This window comes from Synechococcus sp. A18-25c (genome assembly GCF_014280035.1).
Taxonomy (GTDB): Bacteria; Cyanobacteriota; Cyanobacteriia; order PCC-6307; family Cyanobiaceae; genus Synechococcus_C.
Map to the genome: position 1 here is coordinate 1337537 of NZ_CP047957.1, position 13235 is coordinate 1350771.

At 54.3% G+C, this 13235-nt stretch carries 16 protein-coding genes; 1 reads left to right on the forward strand and 15 read right to left on the reverse strand.

The genetic code is table 11. The annotated features are described in order from the left end of the window. Positions 1-51 precede the first annotated feature (51 nt). The 3 genes from psaK to SynA1825c_RS07500 all read right to left on the reverse strand — a co-directional run bounded on the left by psaK (position 52) and on the right by SynA1825c_RS07500 (position 975). On the reverse strand, positions 52-309 hold the full coding sequence (gene psaK, locus SynA1825c_RS07490; RefSeq protein ID WP_186468746.1) for a photosystem I reaction center subunit PsaK: 258 nt from the start codon (positions 307-309) through the stop codon (positions 52-54). 70 nt (positions 310-379) lie between these two features. Then, complete coding sequence (locus SynA1825c_RS07495; protein ID WP_186468747.1) at positions 380-667, reverse strand: DUF3593 domain-containing protein; 288 nt, start codon at positions 665-667, stop codon at positions 380-382. After that, positions 667-975, reverse strand: coding sequence for a DUF2499 domain-containing protein (locus SynA1825c_RS07500; RefSeq protein ID WP_186468748.1), 309 nt, complete (start codon positions 973-975; stop codon positions 667-669). Before SynA1825c_RS07500 ends, SynA1825c_RS07495 begins: the two co-directional genes overlap by 1 nt. Positions 976-1046: 71 nt before the next feature. Between SynA1825c_RS07500 and csaB the strand changes: the two genes are divergently transcribed. Continuing rightward, positions 1047-2135 (forward strand): polysaccharide pyruvyl transferase CsaB, encoded by a 1089-nt coding sequence (gene csaB / locus SynA1825c_RS07505; RefSeq protein WP_255478311.1) that lies wholly within the window; start codon positions 1047-1049, stop codon positions 2133-2135. Between the two features lie 19 nt (positions 2136-2154). Here csaB and SynA1825c_RS07510 read toward each other — a convergent pair whose 3' ends face one another. The 12 genes from SynA1825c_RS07510 to SynA1825c_RS07565 form a co-directional block, all read right to left on the reverse strand. Beyond that, positions 2155-3150, reverse strand: a complete 996-nt coding sequence (locus tag SynA1825c_RS07510) for an ABC transporter ATP-binding protein (RefSeq protein ID WP_186468749.1) — start codon at positions 3148-3150, stop codon at positions 2155-2157. Next, positions 3147-3962, reverse strand: a complete 816-nt coding sequence (locus tag SynA1825c_RS07515) for a carbohydrate ABC transporter permease (protein WP_186471091.1) — start codon at positions 3960-3962, stop codon at positions 3147-3149. Before SynA1825c_RS07515 ends, SynA1825c_RS07510 begins: the two co-directional genes overlap by 4 nt. Next, positions 3959-4837, reverse strand: coding sequence for a carbohydrate ABC transporter permease (locus SynA1825c_RS07520; protein ID WP_186468750.1), 879 nt, complete (start codon positions 4835-4837; stop codon positions 3959-3961). Before SynA1825c_RS07520 ends, SynA1825c_RS07515 begins: the two co-directional genes overlap by 4 nt. Next, positions 4837-6105: an ABC transporter substrate-binding protein gene (locus tag SynA1825c_RS07525; protein WP_255478312.1), complete on the reverse strand. Its 1269-nt coding sequence runs from the start codon at positions 6103-6105 to the stop codon at positions 4837-4839. Before SynA1825c_RS07525 ends, SynA1825c_RS07520 begins: the two co-directional genes overlap by 1 nt. 13 nt (positions 6106-6118) lie before the next feature. Then, a complete protein-coding gene (gene ggpS / locus SynA1825c_RS07530; protein ID WP_186471093.1) occupies positions 6119-7609 on the reverse strand; it encodes a glucosylglycerol-phosphate synthase in 1491 nt (496 codons plus the stop codon). 55 nt (positions 7610-7664) lie between these two features. Then, positions 7665-8237 carry a peroxiredoxin gene (locus SynA1825c_RS07535; RefSeq protein WP_186468751.1) on the reverse strand — a complete coding sequence of 191 codons (573 nt, stop codon included), beginning with the start codon at positions 8235-8237 and terminating at the stop codon, positions 7665-7667. A gap of 9 nt (positions 8238-8246) precedes the next feature. Next, on the reverse strand, positions 8247-8483 hold the full coding sequence (gene rpmB / locus SynA1825c_RS07540; RefSeq protein WP_066907589.1) for a 50S ribosomal protein L28: 237 nt from the start codon (positions 8481-8483) through the stop codon (positions 8247-8249). Between the two features lie 61 nt (positions 8484-8544). After that, the gene (gene htpG / locus SynA1825c_RS07545; protein ID WP_186468752.1) at positions 8545-10446 is read right to left on the reverse strand and encodes a molecular chaperone HtpG; all 1902 of its coding nucleotides are present in this window, start codon (positions 10444-10446) and stop codon (positions 8545-8547) included. An 86-nt stretch (positions 10447-10532) separates the two neighbouring features. After that, positions 10533-10754, reverse strand: coding sequence for a ferredoxin family protein (locus SynA1825c_RS07550; RefSeq protein ID WP_186468753.1), 222 nt, complete (start codon positions 10752-10754; stop codon positions 10533-10535). 24 nt (positions 10755-10778) lie between these two features. Further along, positions 10779-11957, reverse strand: coding sequence for an ATP phosphoribosyltransferase regulatory subunit (locus SynA1825c_RS07555; RefSeq protein WP_186468754.1), 1179 nt, complete (start codon positions 11955-11957; stop codon positions 10779-10781). 42 nt (positions 11958-11999) lie between these two features. Beyond that, the gene (locus SynA1825c_RS07560; RefSeq protein ID WP_186468755.1) at positions 12000-12866 is read right to left on the reverse strand and encodes an inositol monophosphatase family protein; all 867 of its coding nucleotides are present in this window, start codon (positions 12864-12866) and stop codon (positions 12000-12002) included. Next, positions 12866-13234, reverse strand: a complete 369-nt coding sequence (locus SynA1825c_RS07565) for a 2Fe-2S iron-sulfur cluster-binding protein (RefSeq protein ID WP_186468756.1) — start codon at positions 13232-13234, stop codon at positions 12866-12868. Before SynA1825c_RS07565 ends, SynA1825c_RS07560 begins: the two co-directional genes overlap by 1 nt. Position 13235 lies beyond the last annotated feature (1 nt).

The window sequence follows — 13235 nt, forward strand, 5'->3', positions numbered from 1 at the left end:
ATGAAAAAAGGAGTGGTAGTGCCACTCCTTGCTGATCATCGTTTCAAATGATCAGAGCACACCGCGGGTTGCGAGTCCAAGGATGGCTCCGATGCCAATCATGTGACCAAGGCTCGTTGTGGCCAGCAGTGATGCGTGGCTCATGCCCCCGAAAAAGGCGTCGTTTGGAAGCTTGGCGCCAACACTCGGATGTTTGATCGTGGCCTTGCCAATACCGATGGCAATCACGTTGCAGGCAATCATCACAAGGCCCACTTTCGGAGACCAAGAAACCGTGGCAGGCGCGATGGCCAAGAGAGGAGTGAGCATGAAAATCAGAGGCAACGATCCATTTTCCGTCGCTCAAGAACCCAGGCCCACCTGTCGTAAAGGATGTTCATCACTGCACCTTTTGAGGTTTGATCAGGCCGGCGACTATCACGGCATTGCTGAGGGTGAGGAAGGCCTCGGCACCTCCATGCAGTGGATCAATCGCCACCAGTTCGGCGTCAAAGCGAAGATCAGCAATCACGGCAGCCACGATGGTGACTCCAACAAACAGCAGTGTCAGTTGGAAACCGCGACGGGCAAGTGCTGGAAGCAAACGTTTTTTTCCTAGGTGATAGAGAAAGAACAAATAAGGAAAGAGAGACAGGGCGAATAACGGAGAGGGATCAAAGTCCGGCATCAGCGCTGCTCCTCACTGACTAAAGGAGCCGGAAGAGACCAGGCAGCCCAAGCCAGCAACACGTTCCCCAGCAGAGTGCATGAAGCTTGCAGTGTCACGAGCCAGCGAAGGCTTTCACTGTTGTCGTAAAGATGCCAGGTGCAGGCCGCCATCGCGCTGATCAACGCCGGCAGCATGGCCCAGGCGATGCGACGTGTTGAGGTTCCAGTTGTTTCAGATCGAAAGCGTTGGATCAACACGATGGCCACAAGCCATTCAGCCACTGAGGCCCAGTGAATCCACCAGGTGCCCAGCGAGAGCGCGTGCATGTCAATCCAGTGGGGACTTCACCGTAACCGGTGAACACTTGGATAATGGGTCGAATCGCTGTTGATGACTGGTGGTAGCGCTTCGCGATGCAGAAAAGGCGAAGGTGCTGTTGTGTGGTTATTACGGTGAGCACAACCTCGGTGATGATGCGCTGTTGCAGGTGCTCATTTCCCAGCTTCCAAACGCATGGGATCCGCTGATCACAGCCAGAGATCATCAGGCTGCCGCTGAGTTGGCTCCAGGTGCGTCCTTCGTCGATCGTCGCTCCCTGTCTGAAACACTTCGTGCTCTCAAGCAGGTGAATGCGCTCGTGCTGGGAGGCGGAAGTTTGCTGCAGGACGGCACCAGTTTCAAAAGCCTCCTCTACTACTTGATCGTGCTGTGGTGCGCGCGCTGGAACCGCATTCCGATCATTCTTTGGGGGCAAGGACTGGGCCCTCTTCAACGCAAGTGGAGCCGTTGGTGTGTTCAAGCAACATTGAGCGGAATTCGAGCGGTTTCCTGGAGAGATCCTGTCTCGTTCCATCAGGCCCAGCGATGGCGATTAAGCATGCCGATGGTGATGGGTCCGGATCCGGTCTGGTGCCATCCCGCACCGCGTTGGTCCGGTGGTCAAGACCTGATTCTTTGCCTCAGACCCACACCGCTGCTGAACACTCAGGGTTGGCAGACGTTGTTGCGAGCCTTGGAGCACTTCAGTGCCCAATCAGGGTCCAAAGTCATTTGGCTTGCCTTTCATGGTGATCAAGATGCTGCGTTGTGGAATGACCTCGATCAACAACGACTTATTCCAGCCGGTCTTCGAGAACGCTCGCTGCAAAGGCGCGCTGAATCTCTCGAGCAGGTTCACGGTCTCTTTGGCAAAGCATCCCTCGTGATTGCCATGCGATTGCATGCGTTGATTCTTGCAGCCACAACGGGATGCCCAACGGCTGCACTCAGTTATGACCCAAAAGTGAAGGCCGCCGCTCAATTGGCCAATTTGCCCTGGTTAAACCTAGAGCATCCTCTTGCGATTCAAGAGATGACGTCTCAATGGCATGAAGCCAGAAGACATCCAGCGTCATCGTCCAGCATTCAACAGCTCCGCGATTCAGCGGATGTGCACCGCACACTGCTCCAGGAACACCTCCAAGCCATCCATCAACGCTTGGCTTGAGACCATCCCTGCAAGAACTTCAAGAGACGGTTGGTTCGCTCTTGGAAACCAATCTTGCGCCAGAAGTTGCATCGAAGTGCAATTCATCACTTGAATCCCAGCTGATCCAACCACTGTCGGGAATGGATGCATCGGGATGCGTCAACATGCGCACGATGCCTTCTTCACTGTCGAGAAACAACAACTGCGAATTGCCCAACCATTCTCTTGATTGCAGCTTGCAGCGAAGACCTGACGAGCTGAAGCGAACATGCTCAGGTCTGATGGTACGCACACGCCCTTGATGTGGACGCAAACAATTGATCTGAGGCCTTCCGATAAACCGTGCCACAAACAAGGTGGAGGGGTTGGTGTAAAGGTTGTATGGTGTATCGATTTGTTCAATATGGCCTTGATTCAGCACCGCGATTTTCTGTGCCATGGCCATGGCTTCATGTTGATCATGGGTGACGTAGATCGTCGGTTTCTGTTGCTCAAGAACCAGCCGTCTTAATTCAGGCCGAATGTCTTCTCGGAGTTGAGCATCGAGATTGCTCATCGGTTCATCGAGAAGATAAATTTCTGGATCCCGTAGCAAAGCCCGCGCGAGTGCGACACGCTGTCGCTGTCCTCCTGACAACTGGGCAGGTCGATGTGATGCGCGGTCAGAAAGTTGCACGAGATCGAGAATTGTTTGAATTTTGATTGAGCGATCTCTGGGCTGAACTTTGCGAATTTTCAGCCCAAGTTCAAGGTTTTCAAAAACGGTTAGGTGAGGCAGAAGTGCATAACTTTGGAACACCATGCCAATGCTTCGCTCGGCGGGCGAGAGCTGTGTGACATCTTGACCGCTGATTGCAATGAGACCCTCGCTGACGGGGTCTAGACCGGCAATTAAGCGCAATGTTGTGCTTTTTCCGCATCCGCTTGGGCCGACAAGTGCCAGGCATTCATCGTTACCGATCTGAAAGGAAAGATGTCTGACAATCCATTGATTGCTGATGCATCGTCCAACGTTTTGGAGATCAAGTGTCATCCCTTCACAGCTCCACTGGTTAAACCCGAAACGATTGGTTTCTGAAATGCCATCACCAGCAGAATCAGAGGTATTGAACCCAGCACTGTAGCGGCAGCGAAGGGACCGTAGGGAACCGAATGAATTGAGGAGCCTGCAATCCTTGCCATGGCCACCGGCAATGTCAATTTGCTGGCATCACTAATCCAGGTGAGTGCAATTGGGTATTCATTCCACGAAAATAGAAATACAAGAATGGAGGTGCTGGCGATGGCTGGCGCAATCAGTGGCAGAAGAATCCAGCGAAATCTTTGTAGCAACGATAAACCCTCTACTCTGGCGGCATCCTCAAGCTCAGTGGGTAGATCAGCGAAGGCATTGGTGAGAAGCAAAACAGCCAAAGGTTGCGATAGTGCGGCATAGGGAATGGCCAGGGCAATGAGGCTGTTGCCCAATTGAAGGAACCGGGCAACCTCTAACAAAGCTAGAAAAAGCAACACGTATGGGAACAACGCACAGCCAACTAACAAGCCCCTTATCAAGTTGGCAGTCTGCTTGTTGAGCTTGCTGAGACTGTAACTCGCTGGCAATGCCAGAATTAACGTCAACAGTGTGGAAAGCACGCCTGTAAACAAACTGTTGAACAGGTATTTCAGGAACGGTGGATCACTGTGAAGCACACTTTGGTAGTGAGCCAGCGTCCATCGTTGCGCATGCTCAGCGAACGGTGTGACCAAGGCTTGATCGGTGCAGAATGATGTGTAGACCTGCCAAATCAGTGGCGCCAGGGACCAGATGCCGAGCAACAAGATCAAAGTCCGATTAACTCTCATGACGGTGCTCCCATGGCTGTTCGGCGTCGTGCTGTCGTGATCACCATCCAGGCAATCGCCACCATCGTGGTCAGAATGATGAAGCTGCCAATCATGATTGTTGCGCTGTAGCCGAAATCGAGGAATCTCAGAGCATTCCAATAGGCATAGAGAGCAATGCTTTCGGTGCTGCTGGCCGGTCCACCGCCGGTCATAACCTGAATGAGATCAAACACTCCGAAAGCTTGCGCCAAGCGAAACATCAACGCGAGACCGAGATAAGGGAGCAGCAACGGAAGCGTGATTCGTTTCAGACAGGTCCAGACCCCGGCCCCTTCCAAACGAGCAGCTTCGTAGAGATCGGCAGGAATGGTCTGGAGCCCTGCCAACAGAATGAGCGCAACAAATGGGGTTGTTTTCCATACATCGGCATACACCGTGGTGATCCAGGCCAGCGATGGTTCACCCAAAGCATTCAGTGACTGTCCAAACGTGCTTTCAAACAAACGATTCACTGGGCCATACGGCGTGTTGAAGATCCAACGCCAGCCCAACGCCATCACTGTGGTGGGAAGCGCCCAGGGAATCAGAGCTGTGGTTCGAATCAAGGCTCGACCACGCAGAGGCTGGTTGAGCATCAGCGCGATCGCGAATCCAACCAGCAACTCTAGAGTGACCGAGGCCAAAGCAAAGCGCAGGGTCTGCCCAAGGTCTTGCCAGAAACGAAGGTCTTGAAAAAACCGTTGCCAGTTGGCTGCATCGTTGGGGATCGCGACCAAACCGGTCATCACCGAATCGGCGTGAAAACTCAACCACAGATATCGAACGAGGGGTAACGCGAACACTCCAGCTAGGAACAGCAACGACGGCAGAAGCAGGAGCAGAAGACTGGTCATCAGGGGGTTGCCCCCGCTGCGATGAGCACTTGCTCCGTGGATTGCTGCGCTTGGTCCATGGCTGCAGATGACGGTGTCACCCCGGTGAGGGCGCTACTGAGATTCCGTTGCAGGACATCACTCATTTGGGCGTACAACGGGGTTTGAGGACGTGCTCGTGCAAAGGGCAGCGCCTCACCAATGGCAACCAAGGATGGGTGCGTGCGGGTCAGTTGTTCGTCGTTAAATAAGGCCGCCTGTGTGGGTGTGTAGCCAAAATTGGTGTATAGATATCGCTGTGATTGTTCATTGGTGAGATATTTAATTGCTTCAATCGTGGATTGAGGATGTTCTGAACCCTTCAGAAGGCTTAAACCCCAGCTTCCGATGGTCGCCGCAGGGCGTTGGTTGGATTCGGCCACCATGGTGGTGATGCCAACCTTCCCTTTGACTGGGCTGTCATCTTTCTGCAATTCAGCCCAGGCGTAAGGCCAGTTGCGCATAAAGGCTGACTCACCTGACTTGAAGCTTTGCAGAGATTCCGATTCGGCATAGTTCGTCACCGCCCTGGGACTGATGCCTGACTCGATCAGATGTTGCAGCCACGTTGCAGCGGCAGTCCCTGCAGGCTCATCGAGACCGATTGCACTGGTTTGTGGTGCATACCACTCCCCACCGAAGCCATCCATGATTTCTAAGAACACGCAGCTCAACCCTTCGTATTGACGCCCTTGCCAGACGTAGCCAAACGGGACTTGTCCACTGGCTTGCAGGGTTCTGCTGATGGTTTCAAGGTCCTGCGGGGTGCGTGGTGGTTCATCCATTAAGTCCGTCCGCCAATACAGCAAGCCGATGTCTGACGTAAGCGGCCAGCGCTGCAAAGCACCTTCTGCATGATTGCCTTCGCTGGCCCCAGGGGCGAGAGCGGCGATGTCTTGATCTGTGAAGTAATCGTCCAATGGAGACAGCCACCCCGCCTTGGCGTATTTCGAAACCCAGGTGACGTCCATCAAAAGGCCATCAAACGGTGTGTCTCCCAGCAACAAACTGCTGACCGCGAGATCGGAGATGGATTCAGTTTCGAGCGGGCCTCGGATCACATTCAAGTGGATGCGCCCCTCATGCTCTTTGTTGAACGTACGAACGAGTTCAGCGGTGGCATCGGCAAAGGGAGCTGGCATCAGGATCGAGACACTGTCGGCTTGACGCGCCAGGGTTGAAACCCCGAGAAGCGTTGAAACAGTGAAGGTGATCACCACCAGGATCAATTGGCCGCTTGTGCGTTTCATCCAACCCATTGGATTATTCCGGTGTTTCCAGCGCATCCATCTGTTCAGCGGCCCAATCAGACACTGTGAACGTTTCCACTGCAGAACTCATGCGTGCCATCCGCTCCAATTGCTCTGAACTGGGCATGTCGATAGCAGCATCAATGGCATTGTCCATCTGCTTATGGGAATAGGGATTGGTCAGCACGGCCCCATCCAGAACCACGGACGCGCCAGTGAATTCAGACAGGACGAGCACGCCATCACGGCCTTTTCTTGCCGCTGCATACTCTTTGGCTACCAGATTGAGACCATCCCTTAGGGGTGTAATCCAGCAGATGTCTGCCTGGGAGAACCAAGCCACCATTTCTTCATAGGGAATTCTGCGCGTTGAGAATCGAATTGGCACCCAGTCAATCTGACTGAATCGTCCATTGATGCGTCCGATCGTTTCTTCGATCAGTCGTTGAGTATCTTCATAGATTTTCATCCCTGATGCTGCAGCAACGCAGGCAAGCATCAAAACAATGTTCCCGTGTAGGTCTGGCCTTCGTTCCAGCAAGCGCTCGAAGGCCAGCAGAAGCTCTTCGTTGCCCTTCGTGTAGTCGACGCGGCTAGCAGACAGAATCAGTTTGCGGCCCTTTTTGGTGTCCTCGTCAATCCGTTCGGCGAGATGGCAGACGTGTGTGTCCTCGGCAAGAGACTGAATCACATCCGGTGATGTGCCGACGGGGGATGACAGCAATTGCACCCTGCGCCCTCGGTAGTTCAACCAGGGTGTCTCCGAGGGTTCCGTCAGGGCAGAGCCGCAAGCAAGAAAACGCAAGTTGGTGGGTGTTTTGGGGCCTTTCTCCACACCCAGAAGGCAGTTCGCTGCGCGCGCAAAATTTTCTGTGTAGCGGGGAATGTGAAATCCAACGACATCACAACTTAGAAGACTTTCAACAATTTGTTTTCGCCAGGGCAAGATTGAAAAAACATCACTTCCTGGGAACGGTGTGTGATGGAAAAAAGCAATTTTCAGGTCTTTGCGTTTATCTCGGATGTACCCAGGTGCGAGCCATAGGTTGTAATCGTGAATCCAAACTGTCGCCCCTGGTGCTGCTTCAGCACAGGCTGCATCAGCAAAGCGCTGATTAACTTCTTCGAAAATGCTCCAATTGGCGTTGTTGATATCAAAATAATTTGGAAAAGTGTGAAGAATAGGCCAGAACGATTCCTTTGAAGTGACGTGATAGAAGCTTGATATTTGCTCTTGCTCGAGTGGAATTCTTCTCAAAGTGAAATCTGCAGGCTCGCGCATTGCAATGCGCTCATCTTCTGCGCCAACTAAATCGTCGACCTGTCTCCAGGCAATCCAGGTGCCATTTTTTCGATCCCTGAAGAGATTTCTCAGAGTCGGAATAATGCCATTCGGACTCTTCTGATCTTGCCAGACTCTGGCTCCTGAAGCATCACGTGCTTCGTCGAATGGAGTGCGATGGTAGAGAATAATGAAATGACTTCCGCCTTCTCTACCATCCATTCCAGTTTTGTCCCGGTGTGTCTCCACACCACCATTCAACAGATCATTCCATCTGTCAAACCGCTCCGCTGGTTTGCTCTGTGATCAGCGTGCTGAGCACTTCCTGTGCGTGACCAACGGGTCTGACACCGGTCCAACGTGCCCGCAGAAGACCATCAGGATCGATCAGGAAGGTATGGCGCAGCGAATAAGGTGCCATCCAAGATCCGTAGTCTCGACTAACAGCACCGTCTGGATCGGAAAGAAGCGTGAAGCCAAGTCCCTCACTTGTGCAGAAGGATTCATGGTCATCAACACTGTCTGCACTGATTGCCGCAATCTCGCAGTTGTGACTTTTGAAGTCAGACAGGGCATCCTGGAAGCCGTGGGCCTCAATCGTGCATCCTGACGTGAAATCCCTCGGATAAAAATAAAGAACTAACCATTGTCCCCTCCACGACTTCAATGAAAGGTTCGGCTTGGTGGTACCTGCGATGGTGCCTGGGAGATTGAAATCCGGTGCGGCAATTCCGAGCTCGGGGAGCTTTCCGCCCAGTGCTTTGGCCATTGTTGGCTTCCAGAGCCAAGCCAAAGACCCAGCCAGTGAGATCCCAAGAAAGTCTCGACGATTCACTGTAATGCGGGGCATTGAACGATTTCAGACCTTGGCCAGATCGATGCCAAGTGACTTGGCGTAGGCACCCAGACCTTTCTTTTGAATGGTCTTGAGCGCGCGCGTAGTGATGCGCAGATTGACCCAACGGTTTCCTTCTGCCCACCACAGACGACGCTGCTGCAGATTGGCCTGCTGAAGCTTCTTGGTGCGGATATGGGAGTGGCTCACTGCCATTCCGTTATTGGCACGTGTTCCGGTGAGCTGACACACCCGAGACATGATGTCGATCCTCTAAATCACTGGCCATCGGCCAAGAAGCCAATTTAGCAAATCAAGTGACTCACTGACCTCTGGCCACGAGTTCAGACATCAGTTTGGAACTACGTGTTTGAAAGCCAGCCAGTTCATTGGGTTCCAGTCCGCCGACACCCAGTCGGGCCAAGTCATAGAGATGACGGGCGAGGTCACTGGCTAGGGCTTTGCTGGGTGACGCTTGTGCAGTGCCGATGAGCACACTGCCAGCTGAAAGCTTCTGCAGGCCATCCACCAGTGGATGACTGCGGTTGATGAGCAGAACGTGGTGGTCGGGCAGGCCAGGCAAGCGCTGATCCATCAGTGCGCCGATGTCGTTCATTCGACGCATCTGCTCGGGCAGAAGAATCATGGCGGCCGGGGCCTCTTCGCCACCCTTTAGGGCCTGAACCTGAACCGTGACCTTGTCGTTATCGAGGGCTTCTTTGATGAGGGATCGGATGGCTTCGCTTTGGGTTTCACCATCCTGATCGCTGATTTCGGGTTGTTCGTCCCGCAGGCTTTCGTCGAGCTCAGCATCCACGCGCTGGAACTGATAGTGGTCATTGTTGGACTCCAGCCAAGGAATAAATTGGCTGTCAATCACGGTTTCTGCGAACAGGATCTCAGCTCCCTGGCTTTTCCAGAGTGATAAGGCACCTGCCTGGGCAACCTCATCGGTGCAGTAAAGAATTCGCTTCGATTGTGGGTCGGCCTGTCGCGACTGATAGGAGGCAATGGTTGTGTAAGAACGCTCGCCCGCGCTGATGGGGCCATCGTCACCATCCACTGGATCAGCGGTTGTTGCGAACAAGATCAGATCGGAGACCTGTTCGGCAAATTTCTCGTCTTCCATGGCGCCGATCTTCACGAACGGTGCTAGCGCTTCCCATGCTTTCGCATAGTTCTCCGGCTCATCACGTTGAAGGCTTTTCAAGCGATCAGCAACCTTCTTGGCAACAAAGTTGCCGATGGAACGCACCTTGCGATCGGTCTGAAGTGCACTTCGGCTCACATTCAAGGGAATGTCAGGTGAATCGATCACCCCCCTCAAGGGCAGCAAGTAGCGGGGGACGATTTCCTTGATTGAATCACTGACATACACCTGGTTGCAGTACAAGCGGATATCACCCTTTTCCCAGTCGGCTCGACCGAGGGCTTGCGGGAAATAAAGAATCCCTTGAAGGGTGTAGGGATAGTCCGTGTTGAGGTGCACCCAAAGCAACGGATCGCCCTGAAATGGATAAAGGTATCGGTACAGATCGATATAGTCCTGATCCGTCATGTCGCGAGGACTTTTGCGCCATGCAGGGTCTCGTTTATTGACGCTTTCCCCTTCGAGTTGGACATCAACGGGCATGAAATCGCAGTACTGCGTGATCAGCGTGCGAATTCGTGCCGGTTCCAGATACTCCAGCTCTTCCTCCATCAGATGCAAAATCACATCCGTGCCGGGTTCCTGGCGTTCATAACTTTCAAGTTTGAATGCGGGAGATCCATCGCATACCCAGCGCACAGCAGATTCATCTGGTCGGGCTGATCGCGTGATCAGCTCAACTTCTTTCGCCACCATGAAGCTGGAGTAAAAACCCAGACCAAAATGACCAATGATTGCGTCTGACTCTTGTTTGTATTTCTCTAGAAAATCCTCTGCACTGGAAAATGCAACCTGATTGATATACCGCTTCACCTCGTCGGCCGTCATGCCGATCCCGTTGTCACTGATGGTGAGTGTTTTGGCTTCCCTGTTCACGGTGATGTTGATGCGTCCATCATCACCTTCCAGGCAGTCGCCAGCCATCGCTGCCATTCGGCGCTTGCTGATGGCATCGGTGCCATTGCTAACGAGTTCGCGAAGGAAAACTTCGTGACCGGAGTAAACGGCCTTCTTGATGATCGGGAAAATATTTTCCGTGTGGATCTGAATCTGACCCTGTTCGAGCACCGACATCAGCAAGCTTGAGCTTGTTGAAAATTAGTCAGCGCTTGTTCCCTGCATCAAGAGCTTGCCTGGAGAGTTTCCCGAACGTTCGTCGCTCAGCTGCGCTGTAGATCTGCGCGCTCTTCAGGCAGGATGGCTCCATCCACAGGGCACACCTGAAGACAAATGCCGCAGTCGATGCAGGTGTCAAAGTCGATCCAGAAAAATTCGGTGCCCTTCTTGTTCTTGCCTTTGCCGGGGTTGATGCATGCCACAGGGCAGGCATCGACGCAGTCGGAGACTCCTTCGCAGACGTCCGTGACGATGGTGTGAGCCATAACTCCGATCTAATTCGGGCGATCTTAGTCACCGATCCATTCCAGGGTCTCGCATCCTGAATGGGCCAGTCGACGTTCGGCTTCAATCCGGTTTTGGCATGGTCTGTGATCGAGGCAGGACACCCTGCCTGCTGCATGCAAGCTCGCCTGATGGATTAACGCCTTTTCCAGGCACTGCTCGTTGTTGAAACAGATCAGCGCCGACGATTCTTCAACAACCGTTCTTGTTGTGTCGCCAGGCAGATTGCGGATGTGGTCCACGCAGTAACTGAATCCCATGCCTGTTGCATCGGTTCCTTGGCCACCCAGACGCCGGACCAGAGTGTCGTAGCGACCACCCCGCGCAATCACCACCGGTGCGGAGGTTCCTTGACAGACCAGTTGAAGCACGATGCCGTCATACAACTCATAGAGCGGTTGGAAGGTGGGATCCAATTGGATCTGTACGCCTGAGGCATTCGCCAGTGGAATCAAATGATCGATCAGGCGTTGCAGTCGATTCAACACGGCTTGATCGGGGTAGTCATGCTGAAGCTTGGCCAGGATGTCTTGCGCTGTTCCACGGCGGTCAAGCCACGAACACAGGGCGTTGAGTTCCTTGGTGTCGGTTACCAGATCGCGCAACCCCAAGCGGTCGTATTGGCTGAGGCACCCTCTGATCCGATCGCGAAGCGAGCCGTCAAACGGTTTCAACAGCAGGTTCAACAGATCGGTGTGACCGATCAGCAGCTTGGGCTGATGACGAGGTTGGAGTTGCAAGGCGCGCATCGACGCCATCAACAGACTGAACAATTCCAGTTCTGCTTCAACGCCAAATCCGCCAAAGAGTTCAACGCCGCAATGGAGGATTTCCTCGATGCACTGGCCACCTTCATCGGCCACTCTTGACTCAAAGACAGTGCCGCAACTCCAGAGTCTTAAGGGTCGTTGGCGTTGCTGTAAGCGCGTGCAGGCGGCCCTGGCGATCGATGCCGTCAATTCCGGACGCAACCCCAGCGGTTCATCCGACACCAGTCGAACAATGTCCCTGCTGTCAATCGCACCTCCGGCCTTGAGTGTGTCCATCCGCTCGATCCGCGGTGGGGTGACTTCTTCAAAGCCCCAAAGTCTGAAGACGCCAGCCAATGTTTCTCTCAGTTCCTGGTTGCGCTGCACCTGCTGAGGATTGAGATCTCTCACGCCAGAGGCAGGTTGCAGGGCCATCACGCACGTCGCTAATTCGATCAGGATCCCACGGCCTGGGGTTCATCCGGCATAGAGATGCTCCGGCAGCGGCTGGATGGTGTCGAGCTCCGCTTGAAGTTGTCCATGCAGTGCTGGTCCTGTCGCCAGGATTCGACCAGTGCCGACGGAGTACGCCGGCGCCTTGTAGTCGCTGACGCGGCCCCCCGCCATGACAACAAGCGCAGCACCTGCGGTTAAGTCCCATGGCGATAACCCTCGTTCCCAATACCCATCAAGACGACCGGCAGCGACGTAGGCCAGGTCCACCGCAGCCGCTCCACCCCTTCGCACGCCATGGGTGTGGTGGGTCAGCCGGCAGAACTCGGCGTAGTTGTTGTCTTCAAGCTCCCGTCGGTCGTAGGCGAACCCTGTCACCAGGAGGCTGTCTTCCAATGTTTTGCAATCGGAGACGGTGATGCGTTGGTTATGCAGATAGGCGCCGACGCCAGGGCAGCACCAGAACAACTCCTTCAGGAAGGGGACTGCGATGGCACCGAGAATGGGCTGATCCCGCCAGAGCAGTCCCACTGAGGTGGCGAAAAAGGGATAACCGTGAGCAAAGTTCGTGGTGCCATCCAAGGGATCCACACACCAGCACAGACCGGTCGTGTCTCCGCTGGAGCCTGATTCCTCGGCCAAAACTGGGATGTTTGATGTGGCTGCCTGCAGCGATTCGAGCACTGCCGCTTCGGCGGCCAGATCCGCGTTGGTGACCAGGTCGCCTGCACGTGACTTCTGCTGGATGCTGTCCAGGCGTCCGTAGTTCTGCATCAACACCGTCCCTCCCAGCTCGGCTGCCGTACGCGCCACCTGACTCAGTTCTTCGAGTCTTGAAGAGTTGAGTCCCGCCTCGCTGGCCGCAGCGAAACAATCGAGTGGAGCGTGCATCATTCTTCGTCCAGTGGAAGGCCTGCCGTCACCTGTCCACGACCAAAGTGACGTCCGAACTGCAATTCATAGACCTCGTCTTCATCTTGGGTTTCCGCCACCAAAGGACCGATGGCTCGGGCGACGCACAACAGTCCGTAACCCTTCTCTCGCAGGTCCTTCGAGAGCCCCATCGCCTCCCGTTGATCCAGTTCCCCCTCTTGGACGCGCACAGCACAGCTGGTGCAACAGCCGTTCCGGCAGGAAAAGGGCAGGGGATCGCCCTGCTGTTCAAAGCTCTGCAGGATGTAATCCCCTTCGGGCACCTCATGGGAGATCACCCGACCCTCCTGGCGCCAGTGAATGGTGACCCGATGACTCGGCCTCATG

What these genes read in the sequence shown, in the direction of transcription:
- psaK (WP_186468746.1), bottom strand. Translation starts at nt 309, where the DNA reads ATGCTCACTCCTCTCTTGGCCATCGCGCCTGCCACGGTTTCTTGGTCT.
- rpmB (WP_066907589.1), bottom strand. Translation starts at nt 8,483, where the DNA reads ATGTCTCGGGTGTGTCAGCTCACCGGAACACGTGCCAATAACGGAATG.
- SynA1825c_RS07560 (WP_186468755.1), bottom strand. Translation starts at nt 12,866, where the DNA reads ATGCACGCTCCACTCGATTGTTTCGCTGCGGCCAGCGAGGCGGGACTC.
- SynA1825c_RS07535 (WP_186468751.1), bottom strand. Translation starts at nt 8,237, where the DNA reads ATGCCCCGCATTACAGTGAATCGTCGAGACTTTCTTGGGATCTCACTG.
- SynA1825c_RS07565 (WP_186468756.1), bottom strand. Translation starts at nt 13,234, where the DNA reads ATGAGGCCGAGTCATCGGGTCACCATTCACTGGCGCCAGGAGGGTCGG.
- SynA1825c_RS07525 (WP_255478312.1), bottom strand. Translation starts at nt 6,105, where the DNA reads ATGAAACGCACAAGCGGCCAATTGATCCTGGTGGTGATCACCTTCACT.
- SynA1825c_RS07555 (WP_186468754.1), bottom strand. Translation starts at nt 11,957, where the DNA reads ATGGCCCTGCAACCTGCCTCTGGCGTGAGAGATCTCAATCCTCAGCAG.
- SynA1825c_RS07520 (WP_186468750.1), bottom strand. Translation starts at nt 4,837, where the DNA reads ATGACCAGTCTTCTGCTCCTGCTTCTGCCGTCGTTGCTGTTCCTAGCT.
- ggpS (WP_186471093.1), bottom strand. Translation starts at nt 7,609, where the DNA reads ATGGATGGTAGAGAAGGCGGAAGTCATTTCATTATTCTCTACCATCGC.
- SynA1825c_RS07495 (WP_186468747.1), bottom strand. Translation starts at nt 667, where the DNA reads ATGCCGGACTTTGATCCCTCTCCGTTATTCGCCCTGTCTCTCTTTCCT.
- SynA1825c_RS07515 (WP_186471091.1), bottom strand. Translation starts at nt 3,962, where the DNA reads ATGAGAGTTAATCGGACTTTGATCTTGTTGCTCGGCATCTGGTCCCTG.
- SynA1825c_RS07500 (WP_186468748.1), bottom strand. Translation starts at nt 975, where the DNA reads ATGCACGCGCTCTCGCTGGGCACCTGGTGGATTCACTGGGCCTCAGTG.
- htpG (WP_186468752.1), bottom strand. Translation starts at nt 10,446, where the DNA reads ATGTCGGTGCTCGAACAGGGTCAGATTCAGATCCACACGGAAAATATT.
- SynA1825c_RS07550 (WP_186468753.1), bottom strand. Translation starts at nt 10,754, where the DNA reads ATGGCTCACACCATCGTCACGGACGTCTGCGAAGGAGTCTCCGACTGC.
- SynA1825c_RS07510 (WP_186468749.1), bottom strand. Translation starts at nt 3,150, where the DNA reads ATGACACTTGATCTCCAAAACGTTGGACGATGCATCAGCAATCAATGG.